Origin of the sequence: Streptomyces sp. SID13666, assembly GCF_010548325.1 — a bacterium.
In the GTDB taxonomy this organism is placed as follows: domain Bacteria; phylum Actinomycetota; class Actinomycetes; order Streptomycetales; family Streptomycetaceae; genus Actinacidiphila; species Actinacidiphila fildesensis.
This window is the reverse complement of sequence record NZ_JAAGLX010000050.1, coordinates 1-22,088: the sequence shown is the minus strand read 5'-3', so window position 1 is coordinate 22,088 and position 22,088 is coordinate 1. Positions and strand designations below refer to the sequence as shown.

Annotated in this window: 20 protein-coding genes, 3 pseudogenes and 1 riboswitch; of the genes and pseudogenes, 20 read left to right on the top strand and 3 right to left on the bottom strand. The window is 71.2% G+C overall.

Translation table 11 applies throughout. The features are described 5' to 3' along the window. Positions 1–24: 24 nt before the first annotated feature. From lepB (G3I60_RS37465) to G3I60_RS46000, 11 genes and pseudogenes are all read left to right on the top strand, one after another. Positions 25–735, top strand: a complete 711-nt coding sequence (gene lepB / locus G3I60_RS37465; RefSeq protein ID WP_164298543.1) for a signal peptidase I — start codon at positions 25–27, stop codon at positions 733–735. Between the two features lie 61 nt (positions 736–796). Further along, positions 797–2,008 (top strand): signal peptidase I, encoded by a 1,212-nt coding sequence (gene lepB, locus G3I60_RS37460; protein ID WP_164298544.1) that lies wholly within the window; start codon positions 797–799, stop codon positions 2,006–2,008. Positions 2,009–2,042: 34 nt separating this feature from the next. Further along, complete coding sequence (gene lepB, locus G3I60_RS37455) at positions 2,043–2,804, top strand: signal peptidase I (RefSeq protein WP_164298560.1); 762 nt, start codon at positions 2,043–2,045, stop codon at positions 2,802–2,804. 65 nt (positions 2,805–2,869) lie between these two features. Next, positions 2,870–3,601, top strand: a complete 732-nt coding sequence (gene lepB, locus G3I60_RS37450; RefSeq protein ID WP_164298546.1) for a signal peptidase I — start codon at positions 2,870–2,872, stop codon at positions 3,599–3,601. Continuing rightward, positions 3,601–4,080, top strand: a complete 480-nt coding sequence (locus G3I60_RS37445) for an NUDIX domain-containing protein (RefSeq protein WP_164298562.1) — start codon at positions 3,601–3,603, stop codon at positions 4,078–4,080. The genes lepB (G3I60_RS37450) and G3I60_RS37445 overlap by 1 nt, the downstream gene beginning before the upstream one ends. A gap of 39 nt (positions 4,081–4,119) precedes the next feature. Next, the gene (locus G3I60_RS37440; protein ID WP_138356437.1) at positions 4,120–4,446 is read left to right on the top strand and encodes a DUF2469 domain-containing protein; all 327 of its coding nucleotides are present in this window, start codon (positions 4,120–4,122) and stop codon (positions 4,444–4,446) included. 117 nt (positions 4,447–4,563) lie between these two features. After that, the gene (locus G3I60_RS37435) at positions 4,564–4,923 is read left to right on the top strand and encodes a YraN family protein (RefSeq protein WP_138356436.1); all 360 of its coding nucleotides are present in this window, start codon (positions 4,564–4,566) and stop codon (positions 4,921–4,923) included. Next, positions 4,923–6,533 (top strand): YifB family Mg chelatase-like AAA ATPase, encoded by a 1,611-nt coding sequence (locus tag G3I60_RS37430; RefSeq protein ID WP_164608320.1) that lies wholly within the window; start codon positions 4,923–4,925, stop codon positions 6,531–6,533. Before G3I60_RS37435 ends, G3I60_RS37430 begins: the two co-directional genes overlap by 1 nt. Continuing rightward, positions 6,533–7,678: a DNA-processing protein DprA gene (dprA, locus tag G3I60_RS37425; RefSeq protein WP_164298550.1), complete on the top strand. Its 1,146-nt coding sequence runs from the start codon at positions 6,533–6,535 to the stop codon at positions 7,676–7,678. The genes G3I60_RS37430 and dprA overlap by 1 nt, the downstream gene beginning before the upstream one ends. 267 nt (positions 7,679–7,945) lie before the next feature. Beyond that, entirely contained in the window at positions 7,946–8,782 is an 837-nt protein-coding gene (gene whiG / locus G3I60_RS37420) for an RNA polymerase sigma factor WhiG (RefSeq protein ID WP_164298552.1), read from the top strand. Between the two features lie 50 nt (positions 8,783–8,832). Further along, a pseudogene (locus tag G3I60_RS46000) lies at positions 8,833–9,384 on the top strand (TetR/AcrR family transcriptional regulator); the annotation flags it as partial. A 136-nt stretch (positions 9,385–9,520) separates the two neighbouring features. Here G3I60_RS46000 and G3I60_RS37410 read toward each other — a convergent pair. After that, positions 9,521–10,174: pseudogene (locus G3I60_RS37410) on the bottom strand (M23 family metallopeptidase); the annotation flags it as partial. A 273-nt stretch (positions 10,175–10,447) separates the two neighbouring features. Between G3I60_RS37410 and rpsB the strand changes: the two are divergent. From rpsB to G3I60_RS37365, 9 genes are all read left to right on the top strand, one after another. Further along, a complete protein-coding gene (rpsB, locus tag G3I60_RS37405; RefSeq protein WP_138356738.1) occupies positions 10,448–11,392 on the top strand; it encodes a 30S ribosomal protein S2 in 945 nt (314 codons plus the stop codon). 98 nt (positions 11,393–11,490) lie between these two features. After that, positions 11,491–12,327, top strand: a complete 837-nt coding sequence (gene tsf, locus G3I60_RS37400) for a translation elongation factor Ts (protein ID WP_138356737.1) — start codon at positions 11,491–11,493, stop codon at positions 12,325–12,327. A gap of 154 nt (positions 12,328–12,481) precedes the next feature. Further along, positions 12,482–13,279, top strand: a complete 798-nt coding sequence (gene pyrH, locus G3I60_RS37395; protein ID WP_138356736.1) for a UMP kinase — start codon at positions 12,482–12,484, stop codon at positions 13,277–13,279. A 102-nt stretch (positions 13,280–13,381) separates the two neighbouring features. Then, positions 13,382–13,939: a ribosome recycling factor gene (gene frr, locus G3I60_RS37390; RefSeq protein ID WP_138356740.1), complete on the top strand. Its 558-nt coding sequence runs from the start codon at positions 13,382–13,384 to the stop codon at positions 13,937–13,939. A gap of 118 nt (positions 13,940–14,057) precedes the next feature. Further along, on the top strand, positions 14,058–15,044 hold the full coding sequence (locus G3I60_RS37385; RefSeq protein WP_343241843.1) for a phosphatidate cytidylyltransferase: 987 nt from the start codon (positions 14,058–14,060) through the stop codon (positions 15,042–15,044). A 30-nt stretch (positions 15,045–15,074) separates the two neighbouring features. Beyond that, on the top strand, positions 15,075–16,181 hold the full coding sequence (gene rlmN, locus G3I60_RS37380) for a 23S rRNA (adenine(2503)-C(2))-methyltransferase RlmN (RefSeq protein ID WP_138356734.1): 1,107 nt from the start codon (positions 15,075–15,077) through the stop codon (positions 16,179–16,181). 63 nt (positions 16,182–16,244) lie between these two features. Continuing rightward, a riboswitch (TPP riboswitch) is annotated at positions 16,245–16,364 on the top strand. After that, positions 16,359–17,486 (top strand): thiamine ABC transporter substrate binding subunit, encoded by a 1,128-nt coding sequence (locus tag G3I60_RS37375; RefSeq protein WP_138356733.1) that lies wholly within the window; start codon positions 16,359–16,361, stop codon positions 17,484–17,486. (Overlaps the previous riboswitch by 6 nt.) A gap of 95 nt (positions 17,487–17,581) precedes the next feature. Beyond that, positions 17,582–19,195 (top strand): iron ABC transporter permease, encoded by a 1,614-nt coding sequence (locus G3I60_RS37370; protein ID WP_164298556.1) that lies wholly within the window; start codon positions 17,582–17,584, stop codon positions 19,193–19,195. Beyond that, positions 19,196–20,260, top strand: coding sequence for an ABC transporter ATP-binding protein (locus G3I60_RS37365; RefSeq protein WP_164608319.1), 1,065 nt, complete (start codon positions 19,196–19,198; stop codon positions 20,258–20,260). On the opposite strand, the gene G3I60_RS37360 is transcribed toward G3I60_RS37365, so the two are convergent. Then, complete coding sequence (locus G3I60_RS37360; protein WP_138356730.1) at positions 20,243–21,376, bottom strand: LOG family protein; 1,134 nt, start codon at positions 21,374–21,376, stop codon at positions 20,243–20,245. The genes G3I60_RS37365 and G3I60_RS37360 overlap by 18 nt on opposite strands. 40 nt (positions 21,377–21,416) lie before the next feature. Next, positions 21,417–22,088, bottom strand: a pseudogene (locus G3I60_RS37355) (hypothetical protein); the annotation flags it as partial.

Genomic DNA, 22,088 nt, shown 5'->3' with positions numbered 1-22,088 from the left:
GGGGCCGTATAGGCTCTCCGCTCGATGGACACGGACGCAGAACTCCCGGAGCGCGATCGCTCTTCCCCCGCTGAACAGCAGGGGAAGCGGCGGTCGCGCTTCGCTGTGTCCCCGTCGTCCGTGCCCCCGTGGTGGTCCGTGGCCCGCTGGTGGCGTACGGCGCTGCCCGCCGTCGCCTGTGTGGCCGCCCTCTTCCTGGCGAACGCCTTCCTGGTGCAGCCGTTCCTCGTTCCGAGCGGATCGATGGAGGGGACGCTGCAGATCGGGGACCGGGTGCTGGTGAACAAGCTGGCGTACCGTTTCGGCCGGGAGCCGGAGCGGGGCGACGTCGTCGTCTTCGACGGTGACGGATCGTTCCTCCGGACCGGCGGGACCGACTATGTGAAGCGGGTGATCGGTATCGGCGGGGACCGGGTCACCTGTTGCGATGCGCTCGGCCGGCTCATGGTGAACGGCCATCCGCTGGACGAGGGCTATCTGTATCCGGGCGATACACCCTCCCAGGTACCGTTCGACATCCAAGTGCCGGCAGGGAGGCTGTGGGTGATGGGTGACCACCGTGGCGACTCCCGGGATTCCCGGGATCATCTCGGCGAGCCCGGCGGCGGCACCGTCCCGCTGGACGAGGTGATCGGGCGGGCCGACTGGATCGGCTGGCCGATCGGGCGTATGCGGTCCCTGGACCGTCCGGCGGTCTTCGCCGCCATACCCGAACCAGGTCGGGGCCGTGGGTAACCGCGGCAGGCCGCGGTACGGGCACCACCGGCCGGGCGCGGTCCGGCCGGTCCGTGCCGGCATGCATGCCGGCACGGACGCCCGGACGGGCCCGGGGCGCGATTCCGGCAACGGATCCGGCACCGGCGATGGCGCCGGCGATGGCGGCGGATCCGGCGACGGCTTCGGCTACGGATCCGTGCCGCGCGGCGGGCCCACCCGGGCGGAACGGCGCAAGCTGGCCCGCAAGGTCAAGCGCAAGCGGCGCCGGTCGGCGGCACGTGAGGTACCGCTGCTGCTCGTCGTGGCGCTGCTGATCGCCCTGGTGCTCAAGACGTTCCTGCTGCAGGCCTTCGTCATCCCGTCCGGTTCGATGGAGCAGACCATCAGGATCAGCGACCGGGTGCTGGTCGACAAGTTGACTCCGTGGTTCGGCAGCACGCCGCAGCGCGGCGATGTCGTGGTCTTCAAGGACCCGGGCGGCTGGTTGGCGAACGAGCCCAAGCCCAAGCCGGATCCGGTGGTGGTCAAGCAGGTGAAGGAGTTCTTCACCTTCATCGGACTGCTGCCGGCCTCGGGCGAACAGGACCTGATCAAGCGGGTGGTCGCGGTCGGCGGTGACACCGTGAAGTGCTGCGACAAGGACGGCCGGATCACCGTCAACGGCACCCCGTTGATCGAGCCGTACATCAATCCGGGTGATATCCCCTCACAGTCGCAGTTCAGTGTGAAGGTGCCCATGGGGCGGGTGTGGGTGATGGGGGACCACCGCTCCAACTCCGCCGACTCCCGTTTCCACATGGACCAGGCAGGTCAGGGGACGGTGCCACTGGATCTGGTGGTGGGCCGGGCGTTCGTCATCGCGTGGCCGCTGGGTCATTGGCGCAAACTGGAGGAGCCGGGGACGTACGCCTCGGTGCCCGACGCGCGGTCGACCGGCACAAGTGCACTGGAACCGCCGACTAAGGTGGGCACGGCCAACAATGAGCAAGGAACGACCCCCCTCCCGACTCCTGCGGAACTCCCGCTCGTTATGGGAGTGGTGGGCCTGCGTCAGTCATGGCGCAGGCGGCAGCGTGGAATGAGGAGTGAACGTGGGGGACCTGGCGGTCGGCGCACGATCCGGATCCGGCGAGCCCGAAGACGGGGACATCCCGGCGGGCTCTGTCCAGAAGACGGCGGACGGCGGCTCGGCCCCCGATGCGGGGCACGAGAACGAGTCCGGGCACGAACCCGCGCCGGAACCCGGTGCGGCCGGTGGCGAGGACAGCGGCGCGGCGGGCCGGCGCCGTAGGCCGGAGCGCAAGCAGCGGTCGTTCTGGAAGGAACTGCCCCTGCTCATCGGCATCGCGCTGGTACTGGCGCTGCTGATCAAGACGTTCCTGGTGCAGGCGTTCTCCATCCCGTCGGACTCGATGCAGAACACCCTGCAGGAGGGCGACCGGGTTCTGGTGGACAAGCTGACCCCGTGGTTCGGCTCCGAGCCCGACCGCGGCGAGGTCGTCGTCTTCCACGACCCGGGCGGCTGGCTGCCCGAGAACCCGCCGCCCAGCGGCAACGCGGTGTCGCGGGGGCTGCAGTCGGCGCTCAGCTTCATCGGTCTGATGCCCTCCGCGCAGGAGAAGGACCTGATCAAGCGGGTGATCGGCGTGGGCGGCGACACCGTCGAATGCAACGGCACCGGTCCGCTGAAGGTGAACGGCAAGGCGCTCGTCGAGCCGTACGTCTACCCGGACAACACTCCGTGCACGATGGACAAGCCGTTCAAGGTGACGGTGCCCAAGGACCACATCTGGGTGATGGGCGACCACCGCCAGAACTCGCTGGACTCCAGGTACCACATGGACCAGCCGGGCAACGGGTACGTCCCGCTCGACGATGTGGTCGGCCGTGCCTTCGTGAAGGCCTGGCCCATCAACCGCTGGGGCATGCTGCCCATCCCCGACACCTTCGAGCAGCCGGGGATCAACGCGGCGGGCGCCGCGCTGCCGGCCACCGCCGGCCTGGTGGGCGCGCTTCCGCTGGTGCTGATGCGCCGGCGCCGGCTGACCCGCAAGGGCGCGGAGGCCGCTGAGGGCTCCGCCGGCTGACCAGCCGGAAATGCCTGCCGGGGACTGCTGACCTCGGCGGGTACCGCCGGGTAGGGTGCGGATCCATGAGCAGCAGTTCCACGAGCAGCAGTGCGATACGTAGGGATGACGGCCGGCTCGGACACATACTGTCCGGGCTGGCCGTAGCCATGGGGTGTGTGCTGTTCCTGGGCGGCTTCGCCTGGGGAGCGGTGACCTACCGGCCCTACACCGTGCCGAGCCAGTCCATGCAGCCGACCGTGGAACCGGGGGACCGGATCCTTGCGCAGCGTGTCGACGGGTCGGACGTCCGCCGCGGCGACATCGTGGTCTTCCAGGACCAACTGTGGGGCAGCGCGACGCTGGTCAAGCGCGTCGTCGGCGTGGACGGCGACGTCATCACCTGCTGCGACAAGCAGGGCCGGATGCTCGTCAACGGCAAACCGGTCGAGGAGAGCTATCTGCTGCACGGCGGACCGGCGTCGATCACGCCCTTCAAGACCACGGTTCCCAAGGGGCAGCTCTTCCTCCTCGGCGACAACCGGGCCGAGTCGCTGGACTCCCGTGTGCACATGACCGGCGGCGAGGCCGGTACGGTGCCGCGCGGCGCGGTCCGGGCCCGGTTGGACGCCGTGGCGTGGCCGCTGGGGCGGCTCGGTATGGTGGACCGGGCCAAGAACTTCACCGCGCTGCCCGGCGGGGTCTCCCAGCAGGGACCGCTGCGCTGGATCACCGTCGCGGTGTTCGCCGGAGCGGTGCTGATCCTCGGCGGCGCGGCGTACGGTCCGATCGCCCGCAGACTGCGCCGCCGCCGGTGATCAGGCGCCGCGCGGCCCGGGTCGTCCTGCTGGATCCCGCCGACCGCATCCTGCTGCTGCACGGCTGCGAACCGGCCGACCCTTCGACGACCTGGTGGTTCACTCCGGGCGGCGGGGTCGAGGAGGGCGAGAGCCTGGCCGCGGCGGCCCGCCGGGAACTGGCCGAGGAGACCGGGATGACCTCGGTGGAACTGGGGCCCGTGCTGTGGGAGCGGACGTGTTCGTTCGCGTTCGACGGGCGCCAGTGGGAGCAGGACGAGTGGTACTACCTGGCCCGCACCCGGACCACCGAGTTCGACACCGGTGGGCACACCGAACTGGAGCGGCGCAGCGTCACCGGGCTTCGGTGGTGGACCTGCGAGGAACTTCTGTCCTCTCGTGAGACGGTGTACCCGATCAGGCTCGCCGGGCTGCTGCGTACGCTGCTCGACGAAGGACCCCCACAATTCCCGATCCCGCTGGGGACGGAGCGTGACTGACGCACAATGGGGGGACGTACGGCTGAAGGGGAACATGCGATGAGCGCCGAGGACCTCGAGAAGTACGAGACCGAGATGGAGCTGAAGCTCTACCGGGAGTACCGCGATGTCGTCGGGTTGTTCAAATATGTGATCGAGACCGAGCGGCGTTTCTACCTGACCAACGATTACGAGATGCAGGTGCACTCGGTTCAGGGTGAGGTTTTCTTCGAGGTGTCCATGGCTGACGCCTGGGTGTGGGACATGTACCGGCCGGCCCGCTTCGTGAAGCAGGTCAGGGTCCTCACATTCAAGGACGTGAACATTGAAGAGCTGAACAAGGCCGATCTCGATCTGTCGTCCGACGAAGCGGGCTTCAACAGCTGACCCCGGGTGGGGATGACGGCCCGCTGACCGGCCTCTCCGAACGGGTTATCCACAGGTAAGTTCAAGATCATCTGTAGTGCACCACCTCCGTCACAGTGAGTGGCGGAGGTGGTGTGCGTGAACGCACGAGCAGCCCGTGGCAGGTACGGCGAGGAACTGGCGGCCCGCTGGCTGGCCACGGCCGGCCTGAGAGTGCTGGAACGGAACTGGCGGTGCCGCCGCGGCGAGGTGGACATCGTCGCGTCCGAGGGCGACGCGCTGGTGATGTGCGAGGTGAAGACCCGCACCGGCGGTGACTACGAGCACCCCATGGCGGCCGTCACCCCGCGCAAGGCGGAGCGGCTGCGGCTGCTCGCCGAGTACTGGCTCAGCGAGCACGGCGGCCCGCCCTCCGGCGGGGTGCGGATCGACCTGGTCGGGGTGGTCCTGCCCGGCCGCGGCGCGGCCCGGGTCGAGCATGTGCGGGGGGTGGCCTGATGGGCTTCGCCCGCACCTGCTCGGTGGCCCTGGTCGGCGTGGAGGGCGTGGTCGTCGAGGTCCAGGCCGACCTCGAACCGGGGCTGGCCGCGTTCACCCTCGTCGGACTGCCCGACAAGAGCCTGAGCGAGAGCCGCGACCGCGTCCGGGCGGCGATCGTGAACAGCGGAGAGACCTGGCCGCAGAAGAAACTCACCGTGGGCCTCAGCCCCGCCTCGGTCCCCAAGAGCGGCAGCGGCTTCGATCTCGGGGTCGCGTGCGCGGTCCTCGCCGCCAACGAACGGATCGCGCCCCGGGCCATCGCCGATCTGATGATGATCGGCGAGCTGGGCCTCGACGGCCGGGTGCGGCCGGTCCGCGGCGGGCTGCCCGCCGTCCTCGCCGCGGCCGACGCCGGGTACCGGCACGTCGTGGTTCCGGAACGCACCGCAGCCGAGGCCTCGCTCGTTCCCGGAGTCTCGGTGCTCGGCATCCGCACCCTGCGCCAGCTCGTCGCGATCCTCAACGACGAGACGGTCCCGGAAGAGGAGGAGGACCGGGACGAGGGGCGTCCCGACCCGCTGTTCGCCGGGCTCGCGGTGCCCGGGGCCGGTATGGGCACCGGCGTCTCCGGCCGGGAGGTGGTCCCCGACCTCGCGGACGTCGCGGGCCAGCACACCGCCCGGCGTGCCTTGGAGATCTCCGCGGCCGGCGGCCATCACCTGTACCTGAAGGGCCCGCCGGGCGCCGGAAAGACGATGCTGGCCGAGCGGCTGGCCGGGCTCCTGCCACGGCTCACCGCACAGGAGTCGCTGGAGGTCACCGCGGTGCACTCGGTCGCCGGGATCCTCCCGCCCGGCAAACCGCTGATCGACACCCCGCCGTACTGCGCCCCGCACCACTCGGCGACCATGCCCTCCATCATCGGCGGCGGCAGCGGTCTGCCCAGGCCGGGCGCGGTCTCCCTGGCCCATCGCGGGGTGCTCTTCCTGGACGAGGCGCCGGAGTTCAGCGGCCGGGTGCTCGACGCGATGCGCCAGCCGCTGGAGTCAGGGCACGTCGTGGTGGCCCGCTCCGCGGGAGTGATGCGGCTGCCCGCGCGCTTCCTGCTCGCCCTCGCCGCGAACCCCTGTCCGTGCGGACGGTATTCGCTGCTGGGGCTGGGGTGCGACTGCTCGCCGGCTGCGGTCCGCCGGTACCAGGCGAGACTGTCCGGGCCGCTCCTGGACCGGGTGGACCTCCGCGTCCAGGTCGAGGCGGTGACCCGTACGGAGCTGATCGAGGGCGCCTCGGGCGCCGAGCCGAGCGCGCGGGTCGCGGACCGGGTGCGGCTGGCGAGGGAACGGGCGGCGGTCCGGTACGCGGAGACCCCGTGGCGGACCAACAGCGAGGTGCCCGGCCATGAGCTGCGCACCCGCTGGCAGGTGGGCCCGGCCGGACTGCGGGAGGCCGAAAGGGACATGGAGCGCGGACTGCTCACCGCCCGGGGCCTGGACCGCGTCCTGCGCGTGGCCTGGACGATCGCCGATCTCGCCGGGGTCGAACGGCCCGGTCCGCGGGAGATGGCGGAGGCCCTGCAACTGCGCACCGGTGTCGCCCGCGGGGTGCCGGCCGTCGTGGGCGGTAGCTGATGGCCGTCGGTGAGGAGGAGCGGCTCGCCCGCGCCGCGCTGACCCGGATCGCCGATCCGGGTGACGAGACGGTCGGCGGATGGCTGCGGGAGCGTGATCCACGGGAAGTGGTGCGGGAGATCCTGGCCGGTGTGCCGCTGCCGGGGGCGAGCGAGCGGCGGATGGCCGGGTACCGGATACGCGCCGGAGCGCTGGACCCCGCCGCGGATCTGGCCGCGATGGAAGCGCTCGGCGGGCGCTTCGTCTGCCCGGGCGACACCGACTGGCCGGCGCAGCTGGACGATCTCGGCGCCGCGCGGCCCTACGGCCTGTGGGTGCGGGGGCGGCCGAAGCTGCGGATGTGGGCCCTGCGGTCGGTCGCCGTGGTGGGCGCCCGGGCCTGTACCGACTACGGCGCCCATATGGCGGCCCGGCTGGGCGCGGGGCTGGCCGAAGCCGGCTGGGTGGTGGTCTCGGGCGCGGCGTACGGCGTGGACGGCGCGGCCCACCGGGGCGCGCTGTCGGCGGCCGGGGCGACCATCGCGGTGCTGGCCTGCGGAGCGGATGTGCCCTATCCGCCGGGGCATGCCGACTTGATCTCCCGGATCGCGGAACAGGGCCTGGTCGTCGGGGAGTTGCCACCGGGCTCCCATCCGACCCGCAGCAGATTCGTGCTCCGCAACCGCGTCATCGCCGCCCTCACCCGCGGCACGGTGGTGGTCGAGGCACAGCACCGCAGCGGCTCGCTGATCACCGCGCGGTGCGCCCGGGAGCTGGGGCGGCTGACGATGGGCGTGCCGGGTCCGTGCACCTCGGGCCTCTCGGCCGGTGTGCATGAACTGCTGCGCAATGAGGCGGCGCTGGTCACCGACGCGGCGGAGGTCGTCGAGATGGTCGGCCGGATCGGCGGCGACCTGGCGCCCGAGCGACGTGGTCCAGTGCTGGCCAGGGATCTGCTGGAGGCCGCCGCCACGCGGGTGCTGGAGGCGCTGCCCGCCCAAGGCGGCGCCGGCGTCGAGCAGATCGCCCGCGCCTCGGCCACCGGAAAGGACGACACGCTCGGACGCCTCTACGAATTGCAGGCACTCGGCTTCGTGGAACGGGACGGAGAACGATGGAAGTTGACGCGATTCACCCAGGACCGGACGGTTCCCCGAGCAGAGTGACCCGGTCAACACGGAGCACCTCGGGGGAAGGTGGTTGACCTGGGGCAATCGGGTGAAGAGGTTTGGAGTCGGCGTGGGGAATGCATGATTGCTCAACATTCCCTCGCGGGAGACTCGCGGCGGACTCGCAGCCCCGAACCCCCCAGCGGAACGTATCTGCGCATGCCCCATACGGAAGTCGTAGCAATAAGCGACACTATGGTCACGCTACGCTCCCATTGACCCCATTTTCCGCCCACGTCTCGGCAGAACGGCACAAGACGACGCATGCCCCAGCACACCCCCGGGCCGGACCGGGCCAGGGCGGCCACCGCCGCGCGCAGTGCCCCCCGTCCCGCCGCCCCCACCTCGCTCGACGCGCTGTGGCGGACCTACAAGTCCACGGCGGACGCGAAGCTCCGGGAGCAGCTCATCCTGCACTACTCGCCGCTGGTGAAGTACGTCGCGGGACGGGTCAGCGTCGGTCTGCCGGCCAACGTCGAGCAGGCGGACTTCGTGTCCTCGGGGGTCTTCGGGCTCATCGACGCCATCGAGAAGTTCGACCCGGAACGGGCGATCAAGTTCGAGACGTACGCGATCACCCGGATCCGCGGTGCCATGATCGACGAGCTGCGGGCGCTGGACTGGATCCCGCGCTCCGTACGGCAGAAGGCGCGTGCGGTGGAGCGCGCCTACGCCACCCTGGAGGCCTCGCTGCGGCGCACCCCCAGCGAGTCCGAGGTCGCTGCCGAGATGGGCGTCGGACTGGAGGAACTGCACGGAGTGTTCAGCGCCCTGTCGCTGGCCAACGTGGTGGCGCTGGAGGAGCTGCTGCACGTCGGCGGTGACAGCGGCGACCGGCTCAGCCTGGTCGACACCCTGGAGGACACCGGTGCCGACAACCCGGTGGAGGTCGCGGAGGACCGCGAGCTGCGCCGGTTGCTGGCCCGCGCGGTGAACACCCTCCCGGAGCGCGAGAAGACCGTCGTGACGCTCTACTACTACGAGGGGCTCACGCTCGCCGAGATCGGCCAGGTGCTCGGTGTCACCGAGAGCCGGGTCAGCCAGATCCACACCAAATCGGTGCTGCAGTTGCGCGCGAAGCTGGCGGACGTCGGCCGCTGACGCCGGTCACCGCCTACAGTGGACGGGTGCCCAGGATTCGAGCGGCCTCGGTGGCCGAGCACCGGACGATGCAGCGCGACGCCCTGCTGGACGCCGCCCGATCCCTCCTGACCGAGGGCGGCACGGAGGCGCTGACCTTCCCCGCCCTGGCCGAACGCACCGGCCTCGCACGGTCGTCCGTCTATGAGTACTTCCGCTCCCGGGCGGCTGTCGTCGAGGAACTGTGCTCCGTCGACTTCCCGGTCTGGGCCGCCGAGGTCGAGGCGGCGATGGAGGCCGCCGACGGCGCCGCGGCCAAGATCGAGGCGTATGTCCGCAGCCAGCTCACCCTGGTCGGCGACCGGCGGCACCGGGCCGTGGTGGCCATCTCGGCGGGCGAGCTGGACGCCGGGGCCCGCGAGAAGATCCGCGCGGCGCACGGCGGTCTGGTCGCCATGGTGGTCGAGGCGCTGGGCGACCTCGGACACGAGGAGCCACGGCTGACGGCGATGCTGCTGCAGGGCGTCGTGGACGCCGCGGTGCGCCGGATCGAGCTGGGCGCCGCCGAGGTCCCTGAGCGGATCGTCGACGCCGCGGTGGCTATGGCCCTGCGCGGAGTGCAGAGCCCGGCCACCACCTCAGCCCCGGACCCGGAATCGACCCCGGAACCGGCCCCGGCCCCGACCCCGGAACCGGCCCCGGTATCGGATTCGGCCACGAGCCCCCTCGTGGAACAGCTGTAGTTCCCGTTCCGGCCGCCGGCTCGGGAACGCCGAACACCGGCAGCAGCCGGGACCGGCCGCCGCGCTTCATCCAGTCGGGCAGCAGGGTCAGCGGGTCGAGGTAGACGTCCCCGCGCAGCAGCCCCCAGTGCAGACAGCCCGCGGGGCAGTGCCACGGCCCGCGCTCCAGCACTCCCACCACCTGGCCCGCGGTCACCTCGTCACCCACCGCGACCTGGGCCCGTACCGGTTCATAGGTGGTGCGCAGACCGCCCGGCAGCAGGACCGAGACCACATCGACGCCGGCCACCCGGCCGGCGAACGACACCCTCCCCGGCGCGGCCGACCGCACCGGAGTGCCCGGTCCCGCCCGGAGATCCACTCCTCGGTGCCCACGGCCCCACGGAGACGCGGGTGGCTCGAAACCGCGCTCCACCACCGGCCGCCCGCCCGCAACCCCACCCGCCGTCCCACTCCCCGCCCCACCCGAGCCGCCGTCGACCGGCCAGCTCCGGGCGCCGGGCGAAGGCTCCCCGAGCGCCCCGGGCGAAGGCACCCCGGCCGCCCCGTTCGACGCCACCCCGGCGGGCCCGCCGGGACTCGCGACCGGCAGCGGTACGGCGAAGGCCAGCGAGGCGAGGAGCGAGAGCCACAGGGGCAGAACGAAAGGAAGAACCGGGGAAGCGACCATGCTCCGACGGTCCCGTATTCCGGCCGCGAAAGACGATCATGAATGCGGCCTGTGGATAAACCGGTGGCCGAAGAAGCTGTCGTTCCGCACTCCGCCGGTCACGTACACTTTCTCTGGCGATCCGGGTCACCGGGTCGACTTCGCACGCCCCGCCACCGACTTCCTCGTGAAGGGTGGCCGCGCCCCTCGGTCCCTCGTGGCACGGCGCGTCGGGGCGTCAGGCGCGACGGCCGTCCGGCCGCCGCGATAACCGAGTCCTCAAGGAGCGCGGCCATGGCCGTCGTCACGATGCGGGAGCTGCTGGAAAGCGGCGTCCACTTCGGTCACCAGACCCGTCGTTGGAACCCGAAGATGAAGCGTTTCATCTTCACGGAGCGCAACGGCATCTACATCATCGACCTGCTCCAGTCGCTGTCGTACATCGACCGCGCCTACGAGTTCGTCCGCGAGACCGTCGCCCACGGCGGCTCCATCATGTTCATCGGCACCAAGAAGCAGGCGCAGGAAGCCATCGCCGAGCAGGCCTCGCGCGTCGGCATGCCCTACGTCAACCAGCGGTGGCTGGGCGGCATGCTCACGAACTTCTCGACCGTCTACAAGCGCCTGCAGCGCCTGAAGGAGCTCGAGGAGATCGACTTCACGGATGTGGCCGCCTCCGGCCTCACCAAGAAGGAGCTCCTGGTCCTCTCCCGCGAGAAGGACAAGCTCGAGAAGACCCTCGGTGGTATCCGTGAGATGCAGAAGGTGCCCAGCGCCGTCTGGATCGTGGACACCAAGAAGGAGCACATCGCCGTCGGTGAGGCGCGCAAGCTGCGCATCCCGGTCGTCGCGATCCTCGACACCAACTGCGACCCCGACGAGGTCGACTACAAGATCCCGGGCAACGACGACGCGATCCGCTCCGTCACCCTGCTCACCCGTGTGATCGCCGACGCCGTCGCCGAGGGCCTCATCGCCCGCTCCGGTGCCGCCACCGGTGACAAGAAGGCCGAAGGCGCCGCCGAGCCGCTCGCCGAGTGGGAGCGCGAGCTCCTCGAGGGCGAGAAGGCCAAGGACGAGACCGAGGCTCCGGTCGAGACCGGTGCTGAGACCGAGGCCGTCGCCGACGCCGCGGCCGAGACCGTCGTCGAGGCTGTCGCCGAGGCCGAGGCCCCGGTGGCCGACGCCGCCGAGACCGTTGAGGCCCCGGCCGCCGACGCTGAGGCTGACAAGGCCTGAGGCTCCGCCTTCCAGTACGTGTGACGACGGCGGGGGCTCCGGCCCCCGCCGTTCACCCGTAGATCAACCGACTCTCATCGGGAAGAGACTCAACGACCATGGCGAACTACACCGCCGCTGACGTCAAGAAGCTCCGCGAGCTGACCGCCGCCGGCATGATGGACTGCAAGAACGCTCTCGTAGAGGCCGAAGGCGACCTGGACAAGGCCGTCGAGATCCTCCGTGTCAAGGGCCAGAAGGGCGTCACCAAGCGCGAAGGCCGTTCGGCCTCCAACGGTGCCGTCGTCTCCCTGATCGCCGAGGGTGCTTCCGAGGGCGTGCTCCTCGAGCTCAACTGCGAGACCGACTTCGTCGCGAAGGGTGACAAGTTCGTCACCGTCGCCGACGCGCTGGCCGCGCACGTCGCCGCCACCAAGCCCGCCGACCTCGAGACGCTGCTCGCGTCCGAGATCAAGGACGGCCAGACCGTCCAGGCGTTCGTCGACGAGGCCAACGCCACCCTCGGCGAGAAGATCGTGCTGAGCCGCTTCGCGCAGTTCACCGACGGCTACGTCGCCTCCTACCTGCACCGCACCAGCCCGGACCTGCCCCCGCAGGTCGGCGTGCTGGTCGAGCTGGACAAGGAGAACGCCGAGGTCGCGAAGGACGTCGCGCAGCACATCGCCGCGTTCTCGCCGCTCTTCCTGTCCCGCGAGGACATCCCCGCCGACGTGCTCGAGAACGAGCGCCGCGTGGCCGAGGCCACCGCGCGCGAGGAGGGCAAGCCGGAGGCCGCGCTCGCCCGCATCGTCGAGGGCCGTGTGACGGGCTACGTCAAGGAGAACTCCGTTCTCGAGCAGTCCTTCGCGAAGGACAGCAAGAAGACCGTCCAGAAGGTTCTGGACGAGGCCGGTGTCACGCTGAAGCGTTTCGCGCGCTTCCGCGTCGGTGTCTGAGCCAGCCAGCGAATGACCGACGACCCCGCTAGGGTCGGACGCGGTCGGCCGCCCGCCGGCCGACCGCAGTAGTGACGAGGAGGCCATTGCCGTAGAGGGAACCCATGTGGACCCACGGCAATGGCCTTCTTCGTACGCGCATGAGGAGATCTCCATGGATGAGGGCGCCGACAAGGCCGCCGACAAGGCCAGCGACTCCGGGACCGGCACCGCGTCCGGCACCGGGGTTCCGCGGAGCCGGTACCTGCTGAAGCTGTCCGGCGAGGCCTTCGCCGGAGGCGGCGGACTGGGCGTCGACCCGGACGTCGTCCACGCGATCGCCCGCGAGATCGCGGCCGTCGTCCAAGAGGGCTACGAGATCGCCATCGTCATCGGCGGCGGCAACTTCTTCCGTGGCGCGGAGCTCCAGCAGCGCGGCATGGACCGGGCCCGCTCGGACTACATGGGCATGCTCGGCACCGTCATGAACTGCCTCGCCCTCCAGGACTTCCTGGAGAAGGAAGGCATCGAGACCCGCGTGCAGACCGCCATCACGATGGGCCAGGTCGCCGAGCCGTACATCCCGCTGCGCGCCGTGCGGCACCTGGAGAAGGGCCGCGTCGTCATCTTCGGCGCCGGTATGGGCATGCCGTACTTCTCCACCGACACCACCGCCGCCCAGCGCGCCCTGGAGATCGACGCCCAGGCGCTGCTCATGGGCAAGAACGGGGTCGACGGGGTCTACGACTCCGACCCCAAGCACAACCCGGACGCGGTCAAGTACGACGCCTTGGAGTACAGCGAGGTCATCTCGCGGGACCTCAAGGTCGCCGACGCCACCGCGATCACCCTGTGCCGTGACAACAAGCTGCCGATCCTCGTCTTCGAGCTGCTCGCCGAGGGAAACATCTCGCGAGCCGTAAAGGGTGAGAAGATCGGCACGCTCGTCAACGACCAGGGCACGCGGGGCTAACCGCCCGCACCCGGGGATGGACAACAGGCTGCCGGTCGGACACCGTGCAGGAAAGACGCGCGCAGGGGCCAGGCTCTGCCTTCTGAAAACCAGGAGCACATGGTGATTGAAGAGACCCTCCTCGAGGCCGAGGAGAAGATGGAGAAGGCCGTCATCGTCGCGAAGGACGACTTCGCCGCGATCCGCACCGGCCGTGCGCACCCCGCGATGTTCAACAAGATCGTGGCCGAGTACTACGGCGCGATCACGCCCATCAACCAGCTGGCGTCCTTCTCGGTGCCGGAGCCCCGGATGGCCGTGGTCTCCCCGTTCGACGTCAGCGCGCTGCGCAACATCGAAGAGGCGATCCGCAACTCGGACCTCGGCGTCAACCCGAGCAACGACGGCCGCATCATCCGGGTGGTGTTCCCGCAGCTGACCGAGGAGCGCCGCAGGGACTACATCAAGGTCGCGCGGAGCAAGTCGGAGGACGCGAAGATCTCGATCCGCGCGATCCGCCGCAAGGCCAAGGAGACCCTCGACAAGCTCGTCAAGGACGGCGAGTCAGGTGAGGACGACGTGCGTCGCGCCGAGAAGGAGCTCGACGACACGACGAGCAAGTACACGGCCCAGATCGACGAGCTGCTCAAGCACAAGGAAGCCGAGCTGCTCGAGGTCTGACGGACCGCTGCGACACCGCGGTACGACCGTTCGTTCTCCCGGGGGGTGACCCCCGCACCCCCCGCCAGAACACCAGGCCGGACGCCTGGTCCGGAACAACAACGCGAGGCGAAACTCAGTGAACGACTCCTCCTGGAGTGCCACGCCGCGCTCCGGCCACTGGGAAACGCCGGCGGGGGGACCGGGCGACGGCTCGGCGGGTTTCGCGCAGGATGCGCTCGACGCAGCGCAGACTCGTCGTATGCCGCCTGAGCCGTCACCGGAACCGGAACCCGTCCCGCCCGTGAAGAAGTCCGCAGGTCGCAACCTGCGGGCCGCGATAGGGGTGGGCGTCGGCATGGGCGCGGTCATCGTCGCGTCGCTGTTCATCGTCAAGGCCGCCTTCGTCGGTGTGGTGGCGCTCGCCGTCGTCGTCGGCCTGTGGGAGCTCACCTCCCGGCTCGCGGAGAAGAAGTCCATCCGCATCCCGCTCGTACCGCTCGCGGTCGGCGGGGTCGCCATGGTCGTCGCGGGCTACGCGCGCGGCGCCGAGGGCGCGTGGGTCGCCATGGCGCTCACCTCGCTCGCCATCCTCGTCTGGCGGATGACCGAGCCGCCGGAGAACTACCTGCGGGATGTCACCGCCGGCATCTTCGCCGCCTTCTACGTGCCGTTCCTCGCGACCTTCGTGTCGATGATGCTCGCCGCGGACGACGGCCCCTGGCGGGTCCTCGTCTTCCTGCTGCTCACCGTGATCAGCGACACAGGCGCCTACGCCGTCGGCTGGCGCTTCGGCCGCCGCCTCCTCGCCCCGCGCATCAGCCCCGGCAAGACCCGCGCCGGCCTCTTCGGCGCCATCGCCTTCGCCATGACGGCCGGCGCCCTGTCGATGCAGTACCTGATCGACGACGGCAAATGGTGGCAGGGCCTGATCCTGGGCCTGGTCGCAGCGGTCAGCGCCACCCTCGGCGACCTCGGCGAATCCATGATCAAGCGCGACCTCGGCATCAAGGACATGGGCACCCTCCTCCCCGGCCACGGCGGCATCATGGACCGCCTCGACTCCCTCCTCCCCACGGCCCCGGTGGTCTGGCTGCTCCTGGTCGTCTTCGTGGGGACCGGCTGACCTCCGCGCGTCTGCGACACTGGTAGGACCATGCCTGTACCCGGAGAACTCACCTTTGCCGTGCCGCGTGGGGCCAAGAAGCCCCCGCGGCACCTCGCCGACCTGACCCCTGCCGAGCGACGGGAGGCGGTTGTCGAGCTGGGCGAGAAGCCGTTCCGTGCCAAGCAGCTGTCGCAGCACTACTTCGCGCGGTACGACGACGACCGGGCCGCCTGGACGGATATTCCGGCGGCCTCGCGCGACAAGCTCGCGGACGGGCTGCTGCCCGAGATGATGTCGGTCGTGCGGCACATCAGCTGTGACGACGACACCACGCGCAAGACGCTGTGGCGGCTGTTCGACGGGACGCTCGTCGAGTCGGTGCTGATGCGGTACCCGGACCGGGTGACCATGTGCATCAGTTCGCAGGCGGGCTGCGGGATGAACTGCCCGTTCTGTGCGACCGGGCAGGCGGGGCTGGACCGGAACCTGTCGACGGCCGAGATCGTGCACCAGATCGTGGCCGGGATGAAGTCGCTGCGCGACGGCGAGATCCCCGGTGGTCCGGCCCGGCTGAGCAACATCGTCTTCATGGGCATGGGCGAGCCGCTGGCCAACTACAACCGCGTCATCGGCTCGATCCGCCGGCTGACGGACCCGGAGCCGGACGGGCTGGGGCTGTCGCAGCGCGGGATCACCGTGTCGACGGTCGGGCTGGTGCCGGCGATGCTGCGGTTCGCCGACGAGGGCTTCAAGTGCCGCCTCGCGGTGTCGCTGCACGCCCCGGACGACGAGCTGCGCGACACCCTGGTGCCGGTCAACACCCGCTGGAAGGTGCGCGAGGTGCTGGACGCCGCGTGGCACTACGCGGAGGTGTCCGGCCGCCGGATCTCCATCGAGTACGCGCTGATCAAGGACATCAACGACCAGGCGTGGCGGGCGGACCTGCTCGGGCGGCTGCTCAAGGGCAAGCGCGTGCATGTGAACCTCATCCCGCTCAACCCCACCCCGGGGTCCAAGTGGACGGCTTCGCGGCCGGAGGACGAGCGGGCGTTCGTGCGGATGCTGGAGTCGCACGGGGTGCCGGTGACCGTCCGTGACACGCGCGGCAGCGAGATCGACGGAGCGTGCGGGCAGCTGGCGGCCTCCGAAGGCTGAGACGCCTGCCGGGCGTCGGCGGGCGCGCTGCTATCGTGGCGCTCGTAGATTCGTACAAATGAACATTTCCGACAGGGGAGCGCACCAGCGCTGAGAGTGCGGCCACCGGCGAAGCCGGTGCGGCCGCAGACCCTCGGACCTGATCCGGGTAATGCCGGCGTAGGGAGTCAACCGCTCATGAACACCAACCTTCGGCGCGCCGCGACAGCGGTCGTGGCCACCGCCCTCGGCGCGACAGCGCTGGCCGCCTGTGGCGGCTCCGGCGACAAGGCCGACGGCTCGAAGACGGCGACGCCGTCGAAGACCGTCACCCTCGTCAGCCATGACTCCTTCGCCGCCTCGCCCGCGGTGCTGAAGGAGTTCACCAAGGAGACCGGCTACACCGTCAAGGTGCTGGCCGGCGGTGACGCGGGCGCGGCGGTGAACCAGGCGATCCTGTCGAAGGGGCACCCGCAGGGCGATGTCTTCTTCGGCGTCGACAACACGCTGCTGTCGAGGGCCCTCGACAACGACCTGTTCACGCCGTACGAGGCCAAGGGCCTGGACCAGGTCCCGGCGGCGCTGCAGCTCGACAAGGACAAGCACCGGGTCACCCCGGTCGACTCCGGCGACGTCTGCGTCAACTACGACCGCAAGTACTTCGCCGCGCACCAGCTGGCCGTGCCGGCGACCTTCGACGACCTGATCAAGCCGGAGTACAAGAACCTGCTGGTCACGGAGAACTCCGCGACGTCCTCGCCGGGTCTGGCCTTCCAGCTCGGCACGATCGCGAAGTACGGCGACGGGGGCACCTCCCAGGGCGGAGCCTCTGGGGGAGGGTGGCAGGACTACTGGAAGAAGCTCAAGGCCAACGGCGTCGAGGTCGTCGACGGCTGGGAGCAGGCGTACAACGACCGCTTCTCCGGCTCGGCCGGCGGCAAGGGCAAGGGCGACAAGCCGCTCGTCGTCTCGTACGCCTCCAGCCCGCCCGCCGAGGTGCTGGGCGTCACGCCGCAGCCGGCCCAGGGGCCGACCGGTGTAGCGACCGGTACGTGCTTCCGGCAGATCGAGTTCGCCGGGCTGCTCAAGGGCGGCAAGAACGACGCGGGTGGCAAGGCGCTGCTGGACTTCCTGCTGAGCAAGACGTTCCAGCAGGACATGCCGCTGCAGATGTTCGTGAACCCGGCCCGCCAGGACGCGGCGCTGCCCGCCGAGTTCACCAAGTACGGCGTGAAGATCGACGCCCCGCCCACCGTGGCGCCCGACGAGATCGCCAAGAACCGTGACCAGTGGGTCAAGACATGGTCCTCGCTCGTCCTGAAGTAGGGACTCCCGAAGCGGCTCCCGGGGAGCCGCGCCGCGGGACTCCGGCGAGGAGCCCGCGGCGCGCCCCGCGGGCCGCCGCGGTGCGGCTCGGTCTGATGGCGGTGCCCACCGCGTTCTTCGCGGTCTTCTTCGCCTACCCGGTGGCCGCCATCGTCACCCGGGGGCTGCGCGAGGGCGGCCGGTGGCGGTTCGGCCGGATCGGCGAGGTGCTGACCGACCCGGTGATCCTGCGGGTGCTGTGGTTCACCGCCTGGCAGGCGGTCGTCTCGACCGGGCTGACGCTGCTGGTCGCACTCCCGGCGGCGTATGTCTTCGCCCGCTTCGAGTTCCCGGGCAAGCGGCTGCTGCGGGCGGTGGTGGCGGTGCCGTTCGTGCTGCCCACGGTCGTGGTCGGCTCGGCGTTCCTGGCGCTGCTGGGGCGCGGCGGCATGCTCGACGACCTGTGGGGCGTCCGGCTGGACACCACCGTGTGGGCGATCCTGCTCGCTCACGTCTTCTTCAACTTCGGCGTCGTCGTCCGGTCCGTCGGCGGTCTGTGGTCGCAGCTCGACCCGCGCCAGGAGGAGGCCGCCCGGGTCCTGGGCGCCGGCCGTTTCGAGGCCTGGCGCCGGGTGACGCTGCCGGCGCTGGGACCGGCCGTGGCCGCCGCCGCGCTGATGGTCTTCCTCTTCACCTTCACGTCCTTCGGCGTGATCCAGATCCTCGGCGGGCCGAAGTACTCCACGCTGGAAGTGGAGATCTACCAGCAGACCGCGCAGTTCCTCGACCTGCCGACGGCCGCCGTCCTCACCCTCGTGCAGTTCGCGGCGGTCGCCACCATCCTCGCGCTGCACGCGTGGACGGTGCGCCGCCGGGAGAGCACCCTGAAGCTCGTCGACGCCGCGCACACCTCGCGGCGCCCGCGCGGCGCGGCCCAGTGGGCGCTGCTGTGGGCGGTGCTGGCCGTCATCGTGCTGCTGATCCTGGTGCCGCTCGGCGTCCTGGTGGCGCGTTCGCTGGACGGGCCCGACGGCTACGGCCTCACCTTCTACCGGGCGCTGCTCTCGGTCCCGGAGACCGGCGGCACCTTCGTCGTCGCGCCCATCGAGGCGGTCTGGAACTCCCTGCAGTACGCGGCGGTGGCCACGCTCATCGCGCTGCTGGTGGGCGGCCTCGCCGCCGCCGCGCTGACCCGGCGCGCGGGCAGGCTGGTGCGGGGCTTCGACGCGCTGCTGATGCTGCCGCTGGGCACCTCGGCGGTGACCGTCGGCTTCGGCTTCCTCATCACCCTCGACGAGCCCCCGCTGGATCTGCGGTCGACGTGGCTGCTGGTGCCGCTGGCGCAGGCGCTGGTCGGCGTGCCGTTCGTGGTCCGCACGATGCTGCCCGTGCTGCGCGCGGTCGACGAACGGCTGCGGGAGGCGGCCGCGGTGCTGGGCGCCTCGCCGTGGCGCGCCTGGCGCGAGGTGGACCTGCCGCTGGTGCGGCGCGCGCTGCTGATCGCGGCGGGCTTCGCGTTCGCCGTCTCGCTCGGCGAGTTCGGCGCGACCGTCTTCATCGCGCGGCCCGACAACCCGACCCTGCCGGTGGCGGTGGCCCGGCTCCTCGGGCGTGCCGGGGAGCTCAACTACGGGCAGGCGATGGCCCTGAGCACCGTTCTGATGCTGGTGTGCGCGGGCGCGCTGCTGGCACTGGAGCGGCTGCGCACCGACCGTTCAGGAGAGTTCTAGATGACGCAGTCCTCCACCCCGCTGCTGCGGCTCGACGGTGTGACGGTCCGCTTCGGGGAGCGCGCGGCGCTCGACGCCGTGGACCTGGAGGTCGTCGCGCACGAGACGGTGTGCGTCCTGGGCCCCAGCGGCAGCGGCAAGTCCACCCTGCTGCGGGCGGTGGCCGGGCTGCAGGCGGTGGACGCCGGGCGGGTGCTGCTGGACGGCCGTGACCAGGCGGGCGTTCCCACCCACCGGCGCGGTCTCGGCCTGATGTTCCAGGACCACCAGCTGTTCCCGCAGCGGGACGTCGGCGGCAACGTCGCCTTCGGACTGCGGATGCGGGGGACCCGGCGCGACGAGGTGGACCGCACGGTCGCCGGACTGCTCGACATGGTGGGCCTGCCGGGTGCGCAGCGGCGGGCCATCGCCGCGCTGTCCGGCGGGGAGCAGCAGCGCGTCGCGCTGGCGCGCGCGCTGGCCCCCGAGCCGAAGCTGCTGATGCTGGACGAGCCGCTCGGCCAGCTCGACCGCGGGCTGCGCGAGCGGCTCGTCGTCGAACTGCGCCAGCTGTTCGGCCGGCTCGGCACGACGGTGCTGGCCGTCACCCACGACCAGGGCGAGGCGTTCGCGCTCGCCGACCGGGTCGTGGTCATGCGCGACGGTCTGATCGCGCAGACCGGCACCCCGCTGGAGGTGTGGCAGCGGCCCGCCTCCGAGTTCGTCGCCCGCTTCCTCGGCTTCGACAACGTCGTCGAGGCGACCGTGCACGGCGAGGCGGCCGACACCCCCTGGGGCAAGGTGCCGGTGCAGCCCGGCGCGCCCCAGGGGCCGTGCCGGCTGCTGGTCCGCCCCGCCGGGGTGCGGCTGACCGGCGTCCGCGACGGGCTGCCCTGCACGGTGACGGCCAGGACGTTCCGCGGCGACCTGGTCACCCTGCTGCTGCGCCCGGCGGACGGGCCGCCGCTGGAGACGGCCTGCTCGCTGCGGGACGCCCCGGAGGCCGGTACCGAGGTGGGTGTCACCTTCACCGCTCAGGACGTCGTGGTCCTCAGCGTCCAGCCGGGCTCATCGACCGGTAACTGACGCGGTGAGCCGGGCCAGCGCCTCCGGCGCCTCGTCGACGGAGTCGACCAGGGCGATACGGGCAGCCATCGGGCGGTCCTTCGCCAGTGCTTCGAGCAGTGGCCAGGTGGGCAGGTCACGGGTCCAGTGCTCGCGGTTCACCAGCACCATCGGGGTCGGGACGCCCCGGGACTCGTAGTAGTTCGGCGTAGCGTTGTCGAAGATCTCCTGGACGGTGCCGGCCGCGCCCGGCAGGAAGATCACGCCGGCGGTGCAACGCGCCAGCAGACCGTCCTCGCGGACCGCGTTGGCGAAGTACTTGGCGATGTGCGAGGCGAACGCGTTCGGCGGCTCGTGCCCGTAGAACCAGGTGGGGATGCCGACGGACGCGCCGCCGTCCGGCCAGCGCTCCCGGACGGCGAACGCGGCCGACGCCCAGTCGCCGATCGACGGGGTGAACAACGGCGCCTTCGCCACGATCCGCAGCGCCTCGCCGAGCACCTCGTCCCCGAACGGGGCCGTGTAGGCACCCAGGTTCGCCGCCTCCATGGCGCCCGGGCCGCCCCCGGTGGCGACGGTCAGTCCCGAGCGGGCGAGCGTCCGGCCGAGGAGGGCGGCGCCCGCGTACGCGTCCTTGCCGCGCGCCATCGCGTGGCCGCCCATGACACCGACCACCCGCTCACCGGTGAGCAGTTCGTCGAGCGCGTCCGAGACGGCGTCGTCGTGGATGCTGCGCAGCATCGACGCGAGTATGTCGCCGCCGGCCCTGGTCCGCTGGAACCACTCGTAGGCGCGGGCGTCCGGAGTCGTTTCGTACCCGGCGGGCAGCCCTTCGTAGAGCGCTTCGGGGGTGTACAGCGTGCCCCGGTACGGATCGAACGGAAGGTACGGGACCGGCGGGAACACCATCGCCCCGCACGCCCGGACATGTGCGAGCGCAGCGGGCTCCATGGGGCAGCCCAGGAACACCGCCCCCACCGGGTCCAGGGCCAGCAGCGCGGCCGTACGGTCCGTCAGATCGACGGCCTGCAGCCGGTATCCGGCGAGCGAACCGGTGGCGGCCACCCGGTCGAACTCCGCGGGCGATTCGATCTCGTGGTCAGGGGCGCCGCTCTGCGGCGTGGAGTCGGTCAGCACCGCTGCACCCTAGCGGCAGGCACCGAACGCGCGACACGGTCTAGACCGCCAGCGGGGACGCCGCGAGTTGCGCGATGAGGACGGTCAGCGGGATGACGACCACCAGCACCACCGCACAGCGCAGTCCGGCGGCGGCGCGCAGCAGGCTCGCGGGGACGCCGAGCTGGACGAGGGCGGCGGTGGAGTGCTCGCGGGTGCGGCGGGCTTCGAGCGCGGCGGTGAGCACGGTCCCGAGCGCGCAGATCGTGATCAGGGCGGCGGCGAGGCCGGTGAGCGGGCCGAGTTCGCGGTCGCCGGTGCCGTAGAGCTCCAGGGCGGCCAGCGCCCCGGCCGTGACGGCGCACAGTACGCCGACCGGGCGGCCGATCCGGGGCGACTCCTCCTGGAGGGTGCGGCCCGCGAGCAGCCGCAGGGCGCCAGGACGGTGGAGGGCCAGCAGACGTCCGCAGGCGTGGACGAGGCCGGGACCGGCCAGGACCATGCCGGCCGCGGTCAGCGCCCAGCCGGCCAGCACGGTCGGGGCGGCGCTGCCGAGGCCGCCGGGCAGCGGCAGCAGGTCCGTCGCGGTCGAGCGGCTCAGGTTGTCGGCGGTCACCTCGATGGCGAGACCGATGGCGGTGAGCGCGGCGCCCCACGGCAGGCCGGCGGGGGCGGTCACCGCGGAGAGGGTGCCCGGGTCCTCCGCGTCGGCCGACGCCGGAGCCGCGGGGGC